Source organism: Nocardia cyriacigeorgica, from assembly GCF_005863245.1.
Lineage (GTDB): Bacteria > Actinomycetota > Actinomycetes > Mycobacteriales > Mycobacteriaceae > Nocardia > Nocardia cyriacigeorgica_C.
In genome coordinates this window covers 16,284-34,700 of the sequence record NZ_VBUT01000010.1, presented here as the reverse complement: position 1 = coordinate 34,700, position 18,417 = coordinate 16,284, and the positions used below count along the sequence as shown (strand labels likewise).

General features: G+C 69.5%; 16 protein-coding genes. 11 read left to right on the top strand and 5 right to left on the bottom strand.

What is annotated here, in order from left to right; translation table 11 throughout:
* Positions 1-85: 85 nt before the first annotated feature.
* Positions 86-1,288 (top strand): acetate kinase, encoded by a 1,203-nt coding sequence (locus FEK34_RS23300; protein ID WP_138451016.1) that lies wholly within the window; start codon positions 86-88, stop codon positions 1,286-1,288.
* Between the two features lie 85 nt (positions 1,289-1,373).
* Here FEK34_RS23300 and FEK34_RS23295 read toward each other — a convergent pair whose 3' ends face one another.
* From FEK34_RS23295 to FEK34_RS23285, 3 genes are all read right to left on the bottom strand, one after another.
* The gene (locus FEK34_RS23295) at positions 1,374-3,836 is read right to left on the bottom strand and encodes a serine/threonine-protein kinase PknG (RefSeq protein WP_249359522.1); all 2,463 of its coding nucleotides are present in this window, start codon (positions 3,834-3,836) and stop codon (positions 1,374-1,376) included.
* Between the two features lie 392 nt (positions 3,837-4,228).
* Positions 4,229-5,194 (bottom strand): glutamate ABC transporter substrate-binding protein, encoded by a 966-nt coding sequence (locus tag FEK34_RS23290; RefSeq protein ID WP_138451014.1) that lies wholly within the window; start codon positions 5,192-5,194, stop codon positions 4,229-4,231.
* Complete coding sequence (locus tag FEK34_RS23285; protein WP_138451011.1) at positions 5,191-6,546, bottom strand: hypothetical protein; 1,356 nt, start codon at positions 6,544-6,546, stop codon at positions 5,191-5,193. The genes FEK34_RS23290 and FEK34_RS23285 overlap by 4 nt, the downstream gene beginning before the upstream one ends.
* Positions 6,547-6,806: 260 nt before the next feature.
* Between FEK34_RS23285 and FEK34_RS23280 the strand changes: the two genes are divergently transcribed.
* Complete coding sequence (locus FEK34_RS23280; RefSeq protein WP_138451009.1) at positions 6,807-7,499, top strand: NUDIX hydrolase; 693 nt, start codon at positions 6,807-6,809, stop codon at positions 7,497-7,499.
* Positions 7,500-7,660: 161 nt separating this feature from the next.
* On the opposite strand, the gene thiE is transcribed toward FEK34_RS23280, so the two are convergent.
* Complete coding sequence (thiE, locus tag FEK34_RS23275; protein ID WP_138451007.1) at positions 7,661-8,359, bottom strand: thiamine phosphate synthase; 699 nt, start codon at positions 8,357-8,359, stop codon at positions 7,661-7,663.
* A 52-nt stretch (positions 8,360-8,411) separates the two neighbouring features.
* Here thiE and thiO point away from each other — a divergent pair, with 52 nt between their 5' ends.
* The 6 genes from thiO to FEK34_RS23245 all read left to right on the top strand — a co-directional run bounded on the left by thiO (position 8,412) and on the right by FEK34_RS23245 (position 13,542).
* Positions 8,412-9,506 (top strand): glycine oxidase ThiO, encoded by a 1,095-nt coding sequence (gene thiO, locus FEK34_RS23270; protein ID WP_138451005.1) that lies wholly within the window; start codon positions 8,412-8,414, stop codon positions 9,504-9,506.
* Positions 9,503-9,721, top strand: coding sequence for a sulfur carrier protein ThiS (gene thiS / locus FEK34_RS23265; RefSeq protein ID WP_138451003.1), 219 nt, complete (start codon positions 9,503-9,505; stop codon positions 9,719-9,721). Before thiO ends, thiS begins: the two co-directional genes overlap by 4 nt.
* On the top strand, positions 9,714-10,490 hold the full coding sequence (locus tag FEK34_RS23260) for a thiazole synthase (protein ID WP_138451001.1): 777 nt from the start codon (positions 9,714-9,716) through the stop codon (positions 10,488-10,490). The genes thiS and FEK34_RS23260 overlap by 8 nt, the downstream gene beginning before the upstream one ends.
* A 233-nt stretch (positions 10,491-10,723) precedes the next feature.
* Positions 10,724-11,677 carry an ABC transporter ATP-binding protein gene (locus FEK34_RS23255; RefSeq protein WP_138450999.1) on the top strand — a complete coding sequence of 318 codons (954 nt, stop codon included), beginning with the start codon at positions 10,724-10,726 and terminating at the stop codon, positions 11,675-11,677.
* A complete protein-coding gene (locus FEK34_RS23250) occupies positions 11,677-12,435 on the top strand; it encodes an ABC transporter permease (protein ID WP_138451376.1) in 759 nt (252 codons plus the stop codon). The genes FEK34_RS23255 and FEK34_RS23250 overlap by 1 nt, the downstream gene beginning before the upstream one ends.
* A gap of 234 nt (positions 12,436-12,669) precedes the next feature.
* Positions 12,670-13,542, top strand: a complete 873-nt coding sequence (locus FEK34_RS23245) for an adenylate/guanylate cyclase domain-containing protein (RefSeq protein WP_171048365.1) — start codon at positions 12,670-12,672, stop codon at positions 13,540-13,542.
* 4 nt (positions 13,543-13,546) lie between these two features.
* Here the strand turns inward: FEK34_RS23245 and FEK34_RS30140 are convergent, their stop codons facing one another.
* The gene (locus FEK34_RS30140; protein ID WP_014353372.1) at positions 13,547-13,702 is read right to left on the bottom strand and encodes a hypothetical protein; all 156 of its coding nucleotides are present in this window, start codon (positions 13,700-13,702) and stop codon (positions 13,547-13,549) included.
* A gap of 250 nt (positions 13,703-13,952) precedes the next feature.
* Here FEK34_RS30140 and FEK34_RS23240 point away from each other — a divergent pair, with 250 nt between their 5' ends.
* Genes FEK34_RS23240 through FEK34_RS23230 form a run of 3 tightly spaced genes read left to right on the top strand, consistent with a single transcriptional unit; the run spans position 13,953 to position 18,417 of the window.
* Entirely contained in the window at positions 13,953-15,677 is a 1,725-nt protein-coding gene (locus FEK34_RS23240; RefSeq protein ID WP_138450997.1) for an acyclic terpene utilization AtuA family protein, read from the top strand.
* Positions 15,674-16,822: an acyl-CoA dehydrogenase family protein gene (locus FEK34_RS23235; RefSeq protein WP_138450995.1), complete on the top strand. Its 1,149-nt coding sequence runs from the start codon at positions 15,674-15,676 to the stop codon at positions 16,820-16,822. The genes FEK34_RS23240 and FEK34_RS23235 overlap by 4 nt, the downstream gene beginning before the upstream one ends.
* On the top strand, positions 16,819-18,417 hold the full coding sequence (locus tag FEK34_RS23230) for an acyl-CoA carboxylase subunit beta (protein WP_138450994.1): 1,599 nt from the start codon (positions 16,819-16,821) through the stop codon (positions 18,415-18,417). Before FEK34_RS23235 ends, FEK34_RS23230 begins: the two co-directional genes overlap by 4 nt.

The following is an 18,417-nucleotide window of genomic DNA, read 5'->3' as shown; positions in this document are numbered from 1 at the left end:
TCACAGGGGCGGAACAAGCGGGGCGGGGGCCGGGTTACCGGTGGTGTGCCGGTGCGGTGCTCGCGCCGGCGGCGGAGGAGGCGTGATGGGTAACGAACGGGTGCTGGTCATCAACTCCGGCTCGTCATCGATCAAATATCAACTGCTGGAGCCCGATTCCGGGGTGGTGGCGGCGTCCGGGCTGGTGGAGCGCATCGGTGAGGACGACGGCCGCGTCGTGCACACCGTGGACGGGCGGACGGTTGAGCGCCGCGGCCCGATCGCCGATCACACCGCCGGGCTGCGACTGGCGTTCCGGATGTTCGCCGAGTCCGGGCACGACCTGTCCGGCGAGGGGGTGGCCGCGGTCGGGCATCGGGTGGTGCACGGCGGCGAGGTGTTCTACCGGCCGACGCTGCTCGACGATCGCGCCATCGCCACCATCTCCGAACTGTCCGCGCTCGCGCCGCTGCACAATCCGGCCAATGTCATGGGTATCGAAGCCGTGCGGGAACTGCTGCCCGATACCCCGCAGGTGGCGGTGTTCGATACCGCGTTCTTCCACGACCTGCCCGGTGCCGCGAAGACCTACGCGATCGACGCGAAAGTGGCTCAGGCACACGGTATTCGGCGGTACGGATTCCACGGGACCTCGCACGAGTACGTGTCCCGCCGGGCGGCCGAAGTGCTCGGGCGGGCGCCGGAAGAGGTCTCGCAGATCGTCTTCCACCTCGGCAACGGCGCCTCGGCGTCGGCCATCCGCGACGGCAGGCCGATCGATACCACGATGGGCCTGACCCCGCTGGAGGGCCTGGTCATGGGTACCCGCTCCGGCGATCTGGACCCCGGCATCATCGCGCATCTGATGCGCACCGCGAATATGGACATCGACCGGGTCGACCAGCTGCTCAACCGCAATTCGGGCCTCAAGGGCCTGTCCGGCGTCAACGATTTCCGTGAACTGCGCAGGCTCATCGACGGCGGTGATCAGGCCGCGCGACTGGCCTATGACGTGTACATCCACCGGCTGCGCCGCTACCTCGGCGCCTACCTGATCGAACTCGGCGGCGTGGACGCGATCACCTTCACCGCCGGCGTGGGGGAGAACAGCCCGGATGTGCGCGCGGACGCGCTGGCCGGGCTCGAGCGGTTCGGGATCGCTGTCGATCCGGAACGGAATACCGCGAAAGACCGCTCAGCGCGGTTCATTTCGCCCGCCGGCGCGGAGGTTGCCGTGCTCGTCGTGCCGACGAACGAGGAACTCGCCATCGCGCGCGCTGCGCGGACGGTCGTCGCCGAGCAGGGGTAGGCCGAGCACCGCCGGCGTGTTCGACGTGCGAGCCGCGCATCTGCCGGCGTGTTCGAGGGGTGTGGCTCCGCACCTGCCGACGTGCTCAGAACCAGGTCTGCGCCCGGATGGCGTTGGCGAGATCGACCAGTGCGTAGCGATGAGTGCGGTTGGGGGAGATGCGAGCCAGGGTGCGCAGGCCCGCTTCGGTGCCGTCGCGCAGATCGCGTTCGGTGAACGGCTCGCCAAGCAGGGTCGCGTCCGGGCGTTTGGGGGTGTGGCCGGCCTGCAACCAGGCCAGGGCGGTGCCGAGCACCAGCAGCCGCAACTGCACCGAGCGGTGCTCGTTCGACGGTAAGGCCTGGACGCGGGCGGCCGCGAAATGCAGGGTGGTCTCATCGAGTTCGGCGGGCGGAGCCGCGGTGAGCAGCAGCAGGACGGCGGTCATCCGCGCGGTGGTGAAGTAGCGGGAGGTGGCGGGCACTTCGTCGAGGGCGTGCACCGCGTCGTCGACCCGGCCGGCCGCGATCAGCTGCCTGGACAGGCCGAACGCCGCGCTCACCACGCCGTGGTCGGTGCGCCAGACGGTGGCGTAGAACTTCTGCGCGTAGGCGCGCCACTGTTCGGGGTCGGGCGAATCCCAGTGTTGCAGCACGAGTTCGGCGGTCGCGGCGAGCGCCAGCTTGGGCGCGATCTCGCCGGGCAGCACACTCAGCACGGCGTCGAAACGGGCGAACGCCTTCTCGAAATCGAGTTCCACCAGCTCGGCCAGGCCGGTGTACCAATCCACGCGCCAATCGCGGGCGGCCGCCGGGATACCGGCGAGCACATGCGTCACCGCCGCGGGCTCGCCGCGGTCCAGATGCACGCGCGCCTCCGCCAACCGCAGCTCCGCGTCGAGATTCGGTGGTGCGTTGTCCGGGTCGGCGGCGGCCCGTTCTCGCGCGTCGTCCAGCGCCTCCAGGGCGTGCTCCGGGTCCGGGTGCACGGCGGCCGACAGCAGCGGTGCGGACGGATCGGCCGGGTCGACGAGCGGCACCGGAAGCGCAAGTGCCACCTCGCGCGCGGACAGCTTGGTGCTGCGTGGGATGCCGTCGGCGTAGGCGTCGGTCTGCCCGATCAGCTCCTCGGTGCCGAACCCGGCGCGCTGTGGAGTGAACACTGTGGACAGTTGTGGATGTTCGACGCCGGTCTGCATCGCCAGGATCTCGCGCAGTACCCCGGCCAGCTGCGCGGACATGGCGCGAGCGGAAGGGAAGCGGCGGGCCGGATCCGGATCGGTGGCGCACAGCAGCAGCCGGTAGAAGAACTCGTGCTCGGCCAGCACCGGATGCTCGGCCGGGTCGGGGATGCCGTCGAGGTAGCGCCCGTGCTCCATCGGCATGTCGACGGTCAGCACGGCCAGCGTGCGGCCGACCGTGTAGATGTCGGTGGCGACGGTCGGCCCGGTCTTGGCGATCTCCGGCGCCTGGAAACCCCTGGTGCCGTAGAGATTCCCGTACGCCTCGATGGTGGCGACGGCGCCGAGGTCGATGATCTTCACCTGGTCCTCGGTCACCATGACGTTGTCGGGTTTGAGGTCGTTGTAGGTGAGGCCGATCGAATGTAAGTGGTCCAACGCGGGCAAGACCTCGAGCACATACGCGATGGCCTCGGCGATCGGCATCCGCTCGGGCCGCGGATAACTGTCGAGGATGTCGCGCAGCGAGCGGCCGCCCACGTACTCCATGACGATGTAGCCGACCGTGGTGCCGTCCGAACCGGTGTGCTCCACGAAATTGTGGATCTTGACGATGCTCGGATGCGCCACCTCGGCCAGGAACTGCCGCTCCGCCATCGCGACCGCCTGCGCCTCCGCGTCCTTGGCGTGCAGCAACCCCTTGAGCACCACCCACCGATCGCTGACATTGCGGTCGATCGCCAGATAGATCCACCCCAGCCCGCCATGCGCCAGGCAGCCCTGGATCTCGTACTGCCCCGATACCATGTCGCCCGGATGCAGGGAGGGGCGGAAATCGAACGGCGCGCCACAGTTGTCGCAGGTGCCGACCGTGGTCCCCGGATGCGTCGGCGTCGTCCTGCCGACCGGCGAACTGCACCGCCAGCAGAACCGTTTGCCCTCCGCCACAACGGGATCCGGTAGCACCGCCTCGCGCGGATCGGCAGGTTCCACCGTCGGAATCTCCACCAGCCCGGCGCCCAACTTCCGCACCGCGGGACGGGAGAGTGCCGTCCGCACGCTGCGGCCCGAGGTCCGCATGGTGGCGGCCGAATCGCTCGCCGGGGTGCGGGTGCGTCCAGGGGTTGCCTCGGTTCCGGGGAAAGCCTGGGTGCCGGGGCCGAGTTGGGTGCCCGCCGAATCCTGAGGTCCCGGGAAGGCCTGGGTGCCCGGTGATGGCTGCGCGCTGTCGTCGGCTCGGCCGCCGTGGGCGGCTTGGGTGCCTGGAAGCGCCTGGATTGCGTCGTCGGCAGAGCTGCCTGCGACTGCTGGGGTGTGCGGGACCTCCTGCGCCCCGGAATCAGCGTGCGTGCCGGGGAAGGCCTGCGGAGCGTGCTCGGGTGTGAACATGGTGGTCGGAGCAGGTATCCCGGCCGGTGCGGGCGGCGGAGGTCGGTCACCCTCGCCGACGTCGCGCGATTCCCCGTCGCCCGGTTCCCGGGCCGACGGAGCTTGCGGGTCGGGGGGCGACGAGGTTGCTCCGTGGAGCGGCGCCGACGTATCCGGAGTCGGCACGGGAGCATCGAAAGGCCGAGGTGTGGCTCCGGTGTCGGCCTTGGCGTGGCGACCGCGGGTGGTGGACGGGCGTTGTGCGGGGCGGGTGGGTTCGGAGTCGGCCGGGTCGGTGGCAGGTCGGCGCGCACCGGCGTCCGCAGCACCACCGGCGTCCATGGCATCACCAGCTCCCGCGGCATCGCCGGATGCCGCGGGTTCTTCTGGGTCGACGCCGGTGTCGTGCATGGTCAGTCCTGGTAGACCGGTTCGGGCGGGCGGGGGGTATCGCCGAGGACCGACAGCCAGCGGTCGTAGATCTGGGTCCAGGTGCCGTCGGCGCGGATGCGGGCCAGGGTGCGGTTGACGAAGCGCACCAGATCGTCGTTGCCCTTGGAGATGCCGATGCCGTACGGCTCGTCGCTGATGCTCGGGCCGACGATGTGGGTGTAGGGGTCCTGTGCGGCCAGGCCGGCCAGGATCGCGTCGTCGGTGCTGACGGCGTCGACCTGGCGCTGTTGCAGCACCACCAGGCAGTCGGCCCAGGTGGGCACGGTCAGGATGGTGGCCTTCGGCTCGTAGCGGCGGATGTGGTCCACCGAGGTGGTGCCCGCCACCACGCAGACCCGCTTGCCGGCCAGGTCGGCCAGGCTTTCGATACCGGAGCCCTTCACCGCGAGCACCCGCTGATGTGCGAGCAGATAGACCGTGGAGAACGACACCCGTTGCCGCCGATCGCAAGTCACGGTCATGGTCTTGACCACCAGATCGACCGAATGCTCTTGCAGCGCCTTCTCCCGGTCGGCCGAGGACAGGCTGCGGTACTCGATCAGATCCGGGCTGCCGAGCAGATCACGGGCGACCTCGCGAGCGATATCGGCGTCGAAGCCGACGATCGCGCCGCTGATCGGATCGCGGAAGCTGAACAGGTTGGAGCCGGCGTCCAAGCCGACCACCAGTCGCCCACGGGCGCGGATGGCGTCGAGAGTCGGCCCGCTGGTGGCGTTGTCGGGCCGCAGGCTCGCGGTCGGATCGCCGCAATCGGGTTCGGGTTTCGGTGACACGCTCGTGTCGGTCCCGATGGTGGCCGCTTGCGCCGGCAGCGGCGGCTCGGTGAAATCTATACCGTCGATGCCGGTGCGGGTGACCGGCTCCGCGGTGCAGCCGCCGATCAGTGCGACCGCGGCGAAAACTAGCGCCGTGCGAACGGTTTTCATCGATACTCCCGCAGTCGGGGCCAGACACCGAGGGCGACGCAGGCCGCGCCGAGGATGCCGAGGATCAGCGCGCCGGGGGCGAGGAAGTCCAGCACGCGCGCGCTCTGAGAGATGTCGTCGCGCAAGGTGTCCCTGGTATCGGCGATTCCGGAGGCCAGCGCGTGATCGAGCGCGTCCACCTGGGCGGCGGAATCGTCGGCGCCAGGACCGGTCGCCACCGCGGCGGCGGCGACGAAATCGCCACGGTCGAGGGCCTCGTTCATCCGTTGATGCGCGCTATGCCAACGGTCGAGTGCCGCACGGGCATCCGCGGCGCCCGGGGCGTCGTCGGCGAGCAGTTCGGTGAGTCTAGTGCGGTTGGCGTCGTAGGTGAGGTCGTAGTCGCCGGTGGCATCGCGGCGCACCAGCTTCAGGGTTTCCGCGGACCTGGCCTGCTGGGCCAGGATGCGGCTTTCGGTCAGGCGGTCGGCCGCACGGGCGGCGTCATCGCGGCCGCGGATCATCGCGGTGGCCGAGATGGATCCCGCCACCACTGTCCAGACCAGCAACAGCAGCACCGCGCCTGCGGCGAGCAGCAGTCCGGGATTGAACGTGCGGTGCCAGCGGCGCGCGAAATCGACCTGGGCCCAGATCAACCCGGCCAGGGCGAGGACCAGCAAGGCGATCGCGATCCACGGCGGCCGGACATGACGTCGCTGTGCGTCGTCGACCGCGTCGGAGCGATGCTGCTGGAGTTCGCCCGCCATCGGCAGCAGCCTGGTCTGCATCTGATTCGACGCTTCACTCAGGTAGGCCGCGCCCACCGGATACCCGCTGCGGTTGTTGGCTCGCGCCGTCTCGATCAACCCGGTGTACACCGGGAGCCCGGTCGCGATGCCGGTGCGCAGCCGCTGGTCCGGGCCTTCGCCGGACAGTGCGGCGAGTTCGGCCGCCGATTCGCCGACCGCCTGGCTGTAGCGGTCGCGCACGTGCTGTGGTTCCAGGCCGCCGGAGATGAACGCGGTCGCGGCGGCGGCGTCGGCCACCGAGAGCGAGGTGTAGATCCGGTGTGCGGAGTGCGCATCGGGTTCGGTTTCGACCAGGAGCACGTCGAGCCCGTTCTGGCGTTCGTTGACCGTCGCCGCCGTCGTCGCGCCGGCGGCCAGGCACACCACGGCGAGTAGTAGGCCGACTCCGATCAGCCGGCCCGGCGTGGACCGGGCGAAGGATCGTAGATTGGCCGGGTCGAGCTGCTCACGCATCGCCCGCACATGCGGACGCACCGGGAGCCGTCGCCCACTCCCGTTCGGCGGCTCGGAATCGGTCGCCGGCTCCTGTACCGCCGCCGCCCGATCCGCTGCCAACCGCGTCATGTCCACCTCCCCGCTCAGGGGCGCCTGTTTGCGCTGTTTCGGAGCCTATTCTGTCTGGCCCCATCCCGTGCGCCGACAACTCATCCGGTCTCTGTGACCGGCCGTCGACGTCGGTAACCGGCCAAGGTTAGTGCCCGGAGGCCGATGTGTGGGGCGTGTGGCCGATCCCGGCCGGGTCGGCCGGGTGTCGCGCGGAGGCCGCCCACTCCAGGCGGCGCGTGCGGCACTATAGGAGTGCCAGGTGACGAGGATGGTGCGAAATGCGTGGTGACGGCGACGGCTGGTCGCGCGGACCGGATGGGGTCCGCCACTGGGGAAAGTTCGGGGCTGCCGGTCTACTGCTGCGGGCGCCGCTGGAGGGCGGCGGCTCGGCGGTCCTGTTGCAGCATCGTGCGCCGTGGAGTCATCAGGGCGGCACCTGGGCGCTGCCCGGCGGCGCCCGCGACAGCCATGAGACGCCCATGCACGCCGCCGTCCGAGAGGCCTGGGAGGAAGCCGGAATCGCCTCGACCGATCTGCGGGTGCGCGCCGAACGGGTGACGGCCTGCGCGCCGAGCGGCTGGACCTACACGACCGTGGTCGCCGATGCGGCGCACACCTTGGCGACCAGCGCCAACCGGGAAAGTGTCGAGCTGGCCTGGGTACCCGAAGACGAAGTGGACGCCAGGCCGCTGCATCCCGGCTTCGCCCTCGCCTGGCCCGAACTGCGCGCCGTCCCCGCTCGGGTGGACCTGGCCGGTATCGCCCAAGCGCCCGCCTTGGCCGCCGCCCTGCCCCGCACCGTCGATCTCGCGGAGCAGGGGTTCATCTGGCTGCACGCCGTGGCCGACGGGCCGGGCGATTTCGCCACGATCATCGAAGGGCTCGCTGATCTCACCGAGCACGATTCCGTGCAGGACCGGCCAGAACCCGCTCGGACGCTGGCTTTGACGACGGGCCAGATCCTGTCCTGAGCGTTCGGCACCCGCCTGCCCGGCCAGTCGCCGGTGATCTCCGGTCGGCCCGCATTAGCGCGGTCCGGCGGTGGACTCGGCGGTTGAGCGTCCGCGTCCGATCGGCCGCTCGATCCACGACCTGATCGGCGACCTATGTGGTCGGCCTGTGCCCCGCGTGCTCAGACGTTGGCGAGCAATGCGGCCTTGAGCTCGCGCGCCGCGGCTTCGGGATCTCGCGCCTCGGTGATCGCCCGGACCACAACGACCCGGTCGGCGCCCGCCTCCAGCACCTCGGGCAGCCGCTCCGCATCGATACCGCCGATGGCGAACCACGGACGCGTCGGATGCGCTTCGGCCGTGGAGCGGACCAGGTCGAGCCCGGCGGCTTGGCGGTTCGGTTTGGTCGGCGTCGCCCAGACCGGTCCGGTGCAGAAGTAATCGATGTGCTCGTCGATGGCGGCCAGCCCGGCCTGCGCGCGATTGTGGGTGGAGCGGCCGATCACCACGTCGGGGCCGAGGATGCGGCGCGCGTACCACGGCGGCAGATCGCCCTGACCGAGATGCAGCACGTCCGCACCCGCGGCGAGCGCCAGATCGGCCCGGTCGTTCACCGCGACGAGCGCGCCGTGCCTGCGGGCGGCGGCCTTCAATTCGGCGAGGGCGCCGAGCTCCGCCTTGGCCTCGAGCGGGCCGAACTTCTGCTCGCCCGGTGACCCCTTGTCGCGTAGCTGGATGATGTCGACACCGCCGGCGAGCGCGGCCTCGGCGAACTTGGCCAGATCGCCCTTTTCCCGTCGGGCGTCGGTGCACAGATACAACCGCGCGGTAGCCAGGCGCTCCCGTGGCGGCAGCGGTCGGTTCGGGTGGGAGGGTTGCACGCCTTCGACCGTAGCCGCGCTACCGTGGGTATGCGAACACGAGGAGGAACCGATGCCCACTCTGGCCGTCGTCGGTGGCGGCGCCATCGGGCTCGCCGCGGCATGGCGGGCCGCGGAGGCCGGGTGGACGGTCACCCTGTTCGATCCGGCTGTCGCCTCCGGCGCCTCCTGGGTTGCCGGCGGAATGCTGGCGCCGCTGTCGGAGGGCTGGCCGGGTGAGGACGCCGTCCTCGCATTCGGCGCCGCCGCCCTCGCGCACTGGCCCGTGTTCGCCGCGCGGCTGGAAGCCACCACCGGCACCGACGTGTACGTGGCCGAGCAGACCCTGACGGTGGCGCTGGACGCCGCCGACGCCGCCGACCTGCACACCATTGCCGACTGGGTCGGCGGCCACGGCCACGACCTGCGGATTCTCGACCGCGCCGGAGTGCGCGAACTCGAACCGGGGCTCGCCCGCACCGTCCGCGCGGGCATGCTCGCCACCGCCGAGCCCGCCATCGACAACCGACTGCTGCTGAGTGCGCTGCGCGTGGCCGTCGACGCCGTCGGGGTCGAGGTGCGAGCCGAATCCGTTGACGACGTCGATGCCCTGCCGCACGACCAGATCGTGCTGGCCGCGGGCGCCGCCTCGGCTCGGCTGTGCCCGCAGCTGCCGGTGCGTCCGGTCAAGGGTGAGATCCTGCGGCTGCGGCATCGGCCGGGTGCGCAGCCCGTTCCGACCCGGGTGATCCGCGCCCGGGTGCACGGCAGGCCGGTGTATCTGGTGCCGCGCGAGGACGGAATCGTGGTCGGCGCAACGCAATACGAGGCGGGCTTCGATGTGGCGGTCACCGTCGCCGGAGTCCGCGACCTGATCGCCGACGCCGAGGCCATCCTGCCCGGTATCGGCGAATACGAACTGGCCGAGGCGAATGCGGGCTCGCGCCCGGGCACGCCGGACAATCTGCCGCTGATCGGCAGGCTCACCGACCGAATCGTCGCCGCCACCGGCCACGGCCGCAACGGCATGCTCACCACCGCCATCACCGCCGACGCGGTGCTGGCCGAGCTGGCGGGCGCCCCGCTGCCCGAGGTGGCTTCGGCTGATCCGCAACGCTTTTCGGCGCCGTCCGCGCCGGCTGTTTCATCCGCAGGAGGAGTTCGATGACCGCGCTATCTGTGCCCATCGGTGTCACCGTGAACGGCCAGGACCACGAGTTCGCCGAACCGCTCACCGTGCGCGAGCTGCTCACCCGGCTGGATCTGCCCTGTCAGGGTGTGGCGCTGGCCGTCGACGGCGCGGTGTTCCCGAAATCGCGTTGGGACGAGCCGGTCGGCCGCGGCTGGCAGATCGACGTGCTGACGGCGGTCCAAGGTGGCTGACCAGGTTTCCCCCGACGCCCCACTCGAGATCGCGGGGCGGCAGTTCGGCTCCCGGCTCATCATGGGCACCGGCGGCGCCGAGAGCCTGGCCGTGCTGGAGGAGGCCCTGGTGGCCTCCGGCACCGAGCTGACCACCGTCGCCATGCGCCGGGTCGACGCGGCAGGCGGCACCGGCGTGCTCGACCTGCTCAAACGCCTGGATATCGCGCCCCTGCCCAACACCGCCGGCTGCCGCACGGCCGCCGAGGCGGTGCTCACCGCGCAACTGGCCCGCGAGGCGCTCGACACCAACTGGGTCAAGCTCGAGGTGGTCGCCGACGAGCGCACCCTGCTGCCCGATCCGATCGAACTGCTCGACGCCGCGGAAAAGCTGGTCGACGCCGGTTTCGTGGTGCTGCCCTACACCAATGACGACCCGATCCTGGCCCGCAGGCTCGAGGAGGCGGGCTGCGCGGCGGTGATGCCGCTCGGCGCACCCATCGGCACCGGCCTCGGCATCGGCAATCCGCACAATATCGAGATGATCGTGGCCGAGGCGGGCGTCCCGGTGATCCTGGACGCGGGTATCGGCACCGCCAGTGATGCCGCGCTGGCCATGGAACTGGGCTGCTCGGCGGTGCTGCTGGCGACGGCGGTGACCCGGGCCAGGCAACCCGCGCTGATGGCCGCCGCCATGGCCGACGCCGTTCGCGCCGGTCGACTGGCGCGCGAGGCCGGGCGAATCCCCAAGCGCTTCTGGGCTCAGGCGTCCTCGCCCGCCCTCGGCTGACTCGACCTGGACGCCGAGGGTAAGCCTGCCCCGTCGATCGGCCGAGCGGTCCGAGTTCGCCGCACGGCGGACCTACCCGGGCGGCCGACTACCGTCGTCGTGAGTCCGCCGACCACGCGGCAGACTCCGGGACGACCGGGGGTCCCACCCGGGGACTAGATCATCCTCGAGGATGATCGACGACAAGCCTTTATACCGACGCGCGCCGGCGAATTCTGCGCAATGCTGTAGGCATGATCGAACTGAAGGGCCTGACCAAGCACTACGGGCAGACCGTCGCGGTTCAGGATCTGACCTTCACCGTTCGTCCCGGACAGGTGACGGGCTTCCTCGGACCGAACGGCGCCGGTAAGTCGACCACGATGCGCATGATCCTCGGGCTGGACCGGCCGACCGCCGGAACCGCCCTGATCAACGGCAGGCCGTACCACGACCTGGACCAGCCGCTGCGCGAAGTGGGCGCCCTGCTCGACGCCAAATGGGTGCATCCGAACCGTTCCGCGCGCGCTCACCTGCAGTGGATGGCCGCCTCCAACGGCATCCCGAAATCGCGGGTCGAAGAGGTGCTGCGGCTGGTCGGCCTGTCCGAGGTCGCCGGTAAGAACGCGGGCGGATTCTCCCTCGGCATGTCCCAGCGCCTCGGCCTGGCCGGCGCCCTGCTCGGCGATCCGCCGGTGCTGCTGTTCGACGAACCGGTCAACGGCCTCGACCCGGAGGGCATCCTGTGGATCCGCCGGTTCATGCAGCGCCTGGCCGCCGAAGGACGCACCGTGCTGGTGTCGAGCCATCTGCTCTCGGAGATGGCGCAGACCGCCGAACACCTGGTGGTGATCGGGCGCGGCAAGCTCATCTCGGATTCGACCACCCAGGAATTCATCGACCGCGCCTCGGAGTCGTCGGTGCGGGTGCGCAGCCCGCAGCTCGATCAGCTGCGCAGCATTCTCACCTCCAACGGCATGACCGTGCGCGAGGACGGCACCGGCCAGGACGGACCGGCGCTGATGATCGCGGGCGTCACCAGTGACGCGGTCGGCAAGCTGGCGGGCGCGAACGACATCACGCTGTTCGAACTCGCGCCGCAGCGGGCCTCGCTGGAGGAGGCGTTCATGCGGATGACCGGCGGCGCCGTGCAGTACCACGGTGGCGGCGTCGGGACCGACGATCAGGTGATGGGAGGTGCGCTGTGATCGGCGTGCTGGAAGCGGAACGGATCAAACTGACCTCGACCAGGTCACCGTGGTGGTGCTCGGTGATCGTCGTCGTGCTCGGCCTCGGCCTCGCGGCGTTGTTCGCGCTGGTCGTGCGCACCGCGGGGACCGAATCGGGTGAGGTGCCCTCGCTCGACATCGGCACCGTGACCGCGGGCGTGTCCGGCTTCGGCGTCATGGTGCTGATGATCATGGCGGCGCTCACGGTGACCAGCGAATACCGCTTCGGCGTCATCCGTACGACGTTCCAGGCGGTGCCGAACCGCAACCTCGTGATCCTCACCAAGACCGCGCTCGTCGGGTTCTACGGCGCCGTGCTCACCACCGTGCTCGCGTTCGGTGCGTTCCTGGTCGGCAAGCTGGTCGGCGGGTCCGAAGCGGCCGCCACCCTGGTGCTGGACGGCCACTGGCGCACGATCTACGGCCTGCCCATCTACACCTTCCTGTGCGTTGCGCTGGCCATCGCGGTCGGCGTGCTGGTGCGGCAGTCGGCGGCGGCGATCTCGCTGATCGTGCTGTGGTCGCTGCTCATCGAGCCGCTGCTGGGCGCGTTCGGCAGCTTCGGCCGCAATGTGACTCCGTTCCTGCCCTTCGCCAACGCCAACCGCTTCCTCGCGGTCGAAGAGCCGGTCGGCAACTGGCACTGGGGTGTGTGGGGCAGCCTGCTCTACTTCATCGCCTTCGTCGCGATCGTGTTCGGAGCTTCGCTGTTCGCGGTGAACCAGCGCGACGCCTAGCCCGAATGTATGGACTACCCGAGTTGCCCTCCCTCGCCACTCGGGTTGGTGGGTAGCAGACCTTGTCGGGAGGTCAGCGCCCCTCGCACCGTCCGCCACTGCCCGGCGGACGGTGCGGTACTTTCCGGCCCGGTGCGAACTTTCGCACCGGGCCGGTGCCGTTTATCGCCGTCACCGGCGACGGGTCGGCTGGGATACCCTCGGGGCGTGAGCAGAACACCTTCCGGCGGTGCGGTGTCCGGACCGGAACCGGAAGCGAACGGCGCGGATCCCGGCGCCGCCGATTCCTCCGCTCGAGGCGGGTCCTCCCGCCGTCCCCGGCCGCGCGCGATCGCGGCTCTGATGACCGCGGCCAACCAGCGCCCTGACGTGATCGGTGTCCTGCGCAAGGCCCGCGAACAGCTGCCGGGCGATCCGTCCTTCGGTGATCCGCTGTCGGTCTCCGGTCCCGGAGGTCCGCGCGCGGTCGCGCGAGCCGCGGACAAGTTCGTCGGCCCCCGCCCGAGCGCGGCACGCGAGATCGGCTTCGGCGCGTTGCAGGTGTGGCAGGCGGCGCTGGAGCGGGTGGGCCGTGGCCGGGGCACCCAGGAAGTCACCGTCATGTTCACCGACCTGGTGTCGTTCTCGAAATGGTCGCTGTCGGCCGGTGACGAGGCCACGCTCGAACTGCTGCGCCGGGTGGCCAAGGCCATCGAGCCGCCCATCGCCGAGCGGGGCGGTCAAGTGGTGAAACGCATGGGTGACGGCGTGATGGCGGTGTTCCCGACCGCCGACGCGGCGGTGAAGGCGGCGGTGGCGGCCAAGCGGGCGCTGGCCGAGGTCAGCGTGGACGGCTACACCCCACAGATGCGGATCGGCCTGCACACCGGCACGCCACGGGAGATCGGCGGCGACTGGCTCGGCGTCGACGTCACCATCGCCGCGCGCGTGATGGAAGCGGGCGGCAACGGCCGCACCATGCTGTCGGAGGCCACCCTGCGCTCGGTCTCGCCAGGGGTGCTCGAGGAACTCGGGTACACGGTCAAGCCGTATCGGCGAGGGATGTTCGCCGCGCCATTGAGTGGTGTGCCGGAAGATCTACGCATCTTCCGCCTCACGAGTAGCTAGCTAGCTAGATAAGCCAGACGACGGCGCCCACTGCCGCCAGCACCGCGCACACGCCCAAGGCGATGGCGAGCGGTCGTGCGGTCTTCCAGGTCGTGTAGGCCCCGCCGATGAGGAATCCGGCGAGAGCGAAGAGGAAGACCACGGCGACATCGGAGGACATGGTGCCGATTGTGCCGTTCGATGGCCGCGCGCCGGCAGTCGGGCCTTCGCGCCGCTGCGCCATTCCGCTCCATCAGGCCTTCTCGCCTGCGACGATTCGACGTGGACGATAGCCCGCAATTAACAAGCACGCAAGCTTGATTTTTTCCGGACCGGCTGTGATGCTGGTGGCGTACGCGGATTCCGGGCGCCGTGACGGTGGCCCGCGATCGCGACGGCCCGATCCAGCGCGACAGGAGGCATACCCGCTGATGAGTAGGCTGGCCGACGATCCGGACGTCATCCGGATCGGCAACTGTTCCGGGTTCTACGGCGACCGGTTGAGCGCCATGCGCGAGATGCTCGAAGGCGGGCCGCTCGACGTGCTGACCGGCGACTATCTCGCCGAACTGACCATGCTGATCCTGGGCCGGGACCGGATGAAGGATCCCGGCCTCGGTTACGCGAAAACCTTCGTCAAGCAGATCGAGGAGTGCCTCGGGCTGGCGCTGGAACGCAATGTCCAGATCGTCACCAATGCCGGTGGACTGAACCCGGCGGGCCTGGCCGAGAAACTGCGTAAAGTCGCTGCCGAGCTGGGTCTCGAGGCCAAGATCGCGCATGTCGAGGGCGACGATCTGTCCGGCCGCGCGGCCGAACTAGGGCTCGGCTCCCCGCTCACCGCCAATGCCTATCTCGGCGCGTGGGGCATCGTGGAATGCCTGAATTCCGGCGCCGACATCGTCGTCACCGGACGGGTCACCGACGCCTCGGTGATCGTCGGGCCCGCCGCCGCGCACTTCGGCTGGGAACGCACCGATTACGACCGGCTCGCGGGTGCGGTGGTGGCGGGCCACATCATCGAATGCAGCACCCAGGCCACCGGCGGCAACTACGCCTTCTTCACCGAACTCGAAGACCTCGGCCGCCCCGGATTCCCGATCGCCGAGATCCGCCGCGACGGCAGCAGCGTCATCACCAAGCATCCCGGCACCGGCGGCGCGGTCACCGTCGATACGGTGCAGGCCCAGCTCATGTACGAAATCCAGGGCGCGCGCTACGCCGGGCCGGACGTGACGACTCGGCTCGACACCATCCGGGTCGAGCAGGAGGGCCCCGACCGTGTGCTGATCAGCGGAGTCACCGGTGAGGCGCCGCCGCCGCAATTGAAGGTCTCGCTCAATATTCTCGGCGGATTCCGCAACGAGATGGAGTTCGTGCTCACCGGACTCGATATCGAGGCGAAAGCCGCACTGGCGCAACGTCAGCTGGAATCCTGGCTGACCGTGCGTCCCGCCGAACTCGACTGGACGCTGGCCCGCCTGGACCGCCCCGATGCCGACACCGAGGAGCAGGCCAGCGCCCTGCTGCGCTGCGTGGTGCGCGATCCGGATCCGAACAAGGTGGGCCGGGCCTTCTCCAGCGTCGCCGTGGAATTGGCGCTTGCCAGCTATCCGGGATGCAGCTTCACCACGCTGCCGGGCAATGGTTCGCCCTACGGGGTGTACACGCCGGGCTTCGTCGATGCGAGCGAGGTGCCGCATGTCGCCGTGCTCGCCGACGGCACCCGCGTCGATATCGCGCAGGCCGCCGAAACCCGCGCGCTCGAGCCGGTTCCCGCACCAGAAATTCCGGAACCCTTGGCGAGCAACGACACCCGGCGCGCACCGCTGGGCGCCATCGCACTGGCCCGCAGCGGTGACAAGGGCGGTGACGCCAATATCGGCGTCTGGGTGCGCACCGATGAGCAGTGGCGCTGGCTGGTGCACACGCTCACCGTGGAGCGGCTGCGTGAGCTGCTGCCGGAAACCGCCTCGCTCGAGGTCACCCGGCATGTGCTGCCCAACCTGCGGGCGCTGAACTTCATCATCTCCGGTCTGCTCGGCAAGGGCGTGGCCTACCAGGCCCGTTTCGATCCGCAGGCCAAGGGGCTCGGCGAATGGCTGCGCTCCCGTCATGTCGATATTCCGACCGAATTGCTAGAGGGTGCCCGATGAGTGTCTGGGATACGCCGGAACGAAAAGAGTTGCGCGCCACCGTGCGCCGGTTCGTCGAGCGGGAGGTGCTGCCCGACCTCGGTGCTTGGGAGCGGGCCGGTGAGCTGCCGCGCGAACTGCACAAGAAGGCCGGTGAGCTCGGACTGCTCGGCATCGATGTCCCGGAATCGGTGGGCGGGTCCGGCGGTAATGCCATCGACGCCGTGATCCTCGGCGAGGAGTTCCACCAGGCCGGCGCCTCCGGTGGTGCCTGGGCCTCGTTGATGACGTGCGGGATCGCGTTGCCGCACATCATCGCCTCCGGCAATACCGAGCAGATCGATCGCTGGGTGCGCCCGACGCTGGCCGGTGACCTGATCGGATCTCTGGCGATCACCGAACCCGGCGGCGGTTCCGACGTGGGCCACCTGACCACCTCGGCGGTCCGCGACGGCGACCACTACGTCATCAACGGCGCCAAGACCTTCATCACGTCGGCCTGCCGCGCCGATTTCGTGGTGACCGCGGTGCGCACCGGCGGGCCGGGTGCGGGCGGGGTGTCGCTGGTCATCGTGCCCACCGATACGCCCGGTTTCACGGTGGCGCGCAAGCTGGAGAAGATGGGCTGGCTGGCCTCCGACACCGCCGAACTCTCCTACGAGGACGTTCGAGTGCCGGTGGACAACCTGGTCGGCGCCGAGAACACCGGATTCGCCCAGATCGCAACGGCTTTCGTCAGCGAGCGGGTCGGCCTCGCGGTGCAGGCCTACGCGCAGGCCCAGCGCGCCCTGGATCTCACGCTCGAATGGTGCCGCAACCGGGAAACCTTCGGTCGTCCCCTGATCAGCCGCCAATCGGTGCAGATGACGCTCACCGAAATGCACCGCCGCGTCGACCTGGCCCGGGTCTACACCCGCGCGCTGGTCGAGCGGCACACTGCCGGTGAACAGGGCCTCATCGCCGAGGTGTGCTTCGCCAAGAACACCGCCGTCGAGACCGCCGAATGGGTGGCCAACCAGGGCGTTCAGCTGCACGGCGGCATGGGCTACATGCGCGAATCCGAGATCGAACGCATCTACCGCGACGTCCGCATCCTCGGCATCGGCGGTGGCACCAACGAAATCCTGACCATGCTGGCGTCGAAAGTATTGGGGTACCAGTCATGACGACCTTCCGTTCCACCCTCGATCCGTCGTCGCCGGAGTACACCGCGGCCGCGGAGGCGATGACGGGCAAGCTCGCCGAGCTGGAGGCCGAATTCGCCAAGGCCATCGCCGGCGGCGGCCCGGACAAGGTTGCCCGTCATCACAAGCGCGGCAAGCTCACCGCGCGTGAGCGCATCGAACTGCTGCTCGACGAGGATTCACCGTTCCTGGAGCTGTGCCCGCTGGCCGCCTGGGGCAGCGAGTTCCAGGTGGGTGCCTCGACCATCGCCGGCATCGGTGTGGTCGAGGGCGTCGAATGCATGATCGTGGCGCCGGATCCGACGGTGCGCGGAGGCACCTCGAACCCGTGGACGCTGCGGAAGACGTTGCGCATCAACGAGATCGTCAAGCAGAACCGGCTTCCGGTGATCTCGCTGGTGGAATCCGGCGGTGCCGATCTGCCCACCCAGAAGGAAGTCTTCATCCCGGGTGGCGCGATGTTCCGCGATCTCACCCAGGCCTCCGCGGCGGGTATCCCGACCATCTCGCTGGTGTTCGGCAACTCCACCGCGGGCGGCGCCTACATTCCCGGCATGTCCGACTACGTGGTGATGGTCAAGGAGGGCGCGAAGGTGTTCCTCGGCGGCCCGCCGCTGGTGAAGATGGCCACCGGTGAGGAATCCGACGACGAATCCCTCGGCGGCGCCGAAATGCACGCCCGTGTCTCCGGTCTGGCCGACTATTTCGCCGCCGACGAACAGGACGCGATCCGGCTCGGACGCGCCATCGTGCGCAGGCTGAACTGGAAGAAGCAGGGCCCGCAGCCGCGCAGCGACGTCATCTCGCCGCTGTACGACCCGGAGGAATTGCTCGGCATCGTGCCGTCGGATCTGAAGATCCCGTTCGATCCGCGCGAGGTGATCGCCCGCATCGTCGACGGCTCCGATTTCGACGAGTTCAAGCCCATGTACGGATCGAGCCTGGTCACCGGTTGGGCCGAACTGCACGGCTACCCGATCGGCATCCTCGCCAACGCGCGCGGTGTGCTGTTCTCCGAGGAATCGCAGAAGGCCACCCAGTTCATCCAGCTGGCCAACCGGTCGAATACGCCACTGTTGTTCCTGCACAACACCACCGGCTACATGGTCGGCAAGGAGTACGAGCAGGGCGGCATCATCAAGCACGGCTCGATGATGATCAACGCGGTCTCCAACTCGAAGGTGCCGCATATCTCGCTGCTCATCGGCGCCTCCTACGGCGCGGGCCACTACGGCATGTGCGGGCGCGCGTTCAACCCGCGGTTCCTGTTCGCCTGGCCCAGCGCCAAATCCGCCGTGATGGGTGGCGCGCAACTGGCCGGTGTCATCACCATCGTGCAGCGCGCCGCCGCCGAGGCGAAGGGCCTGACCTTCGACGAAGACGGCGCCGCCGCCATGAGCGCCATGGTCGAGGCGCAGATCGAGGCCGAATCGCTGCCGATGTTCCTGTCCGGGCGCATCTACGACGACGGCATCATCGATCCGCGTGATACCCGCACCGTGCTGGGAATGGCGTTGTCGGCCATTCACACAGCCCCGATCCAGGGCGCCGAGGGCTTCGGCGTCTTCCGAATGTGA

Coding starts and splice junctions, on each gene's coding strand:
- FEK34_RS23300 (WP_138451016.1), top strand. CDS start 86: ATGGGTAACGAACGGGTGCTGGTCATCAACTCCGGCTCGTCATCGATC.
- FEK34_RS23295 (WP_249359522.1), bottom strand. CDS start 3,836: ATGTTCACACCCGAGCACGCTCCGCAGGCCTTCCCCGGCACGCACGCT.
- FEK34_RS23290 (WP_138451014.1), bottom strand. CDS start 5,194: ATGAAAACCGTTCGCACGGCGCTAGTTTTCGCCGCGGTCGCACTGATC.
- FEK34_RS23285 (WP_138451011.1), bottom strand. CDS start 6,546: ATGACGCGGTTGGCAGCGGATCGGGCGGCGGCGGTACAGGAGCCGGCG.
- FEK34_RS23280 (WP_138451009.1), top strand. CDS start 6,807: ATGCGTGGTGACGGCGACGGCTGGTCGCGCGGACCGGATGGGGTCCGC.
- thiO (WP_138451005.1), top strand. CDS start 8,412: ATGCCCACTCTGGCCGTCGTCGGTGGCGGCGCCATCGGGCTCGCCGCG.
- thiS (WP_138451003.1), top strand. CDS start 9,503: ATGACCGCGCTATCTGTGCCCATCGGTGTCACCGTGAACGGCCAGGAC.
- FEK34_RS23255 (WP_138450999.1), top strand. CDS start 10,724: ATGATCGAACTGAAGGGCCTGACCAAGCACTACGGGCAGACCGTCGCG.
- FEK34_RS30140 (WP_014353372.1), bottom strand. CDS start 13,702: ATGTCCTCCGATGTCGCCGTGGTCTTCCTCTTCGCTCTCGCCGGATTC.
- FEK34_RS23240 (WP_138450997.1), top strand. CDS start 13,953: ATGAGTAGGCTGGCCGACGATCCGGACGTCATCCGGATCGGCAACTGT.
- FEK34_RS23235 (WP_138450995.1), top strand. CDS start 15,674: ATGAGTGTCTGGGATACGCCGGAACGAAAAGAGTTGCGCGCCACCGTG.
- FEK34_RS23230 (WP_138450994.1), top strand. CDS start 16,819: ATGACGACCTTCCGTTCCACCCTCGATCCGTCGTCGCCGGAGTACACC.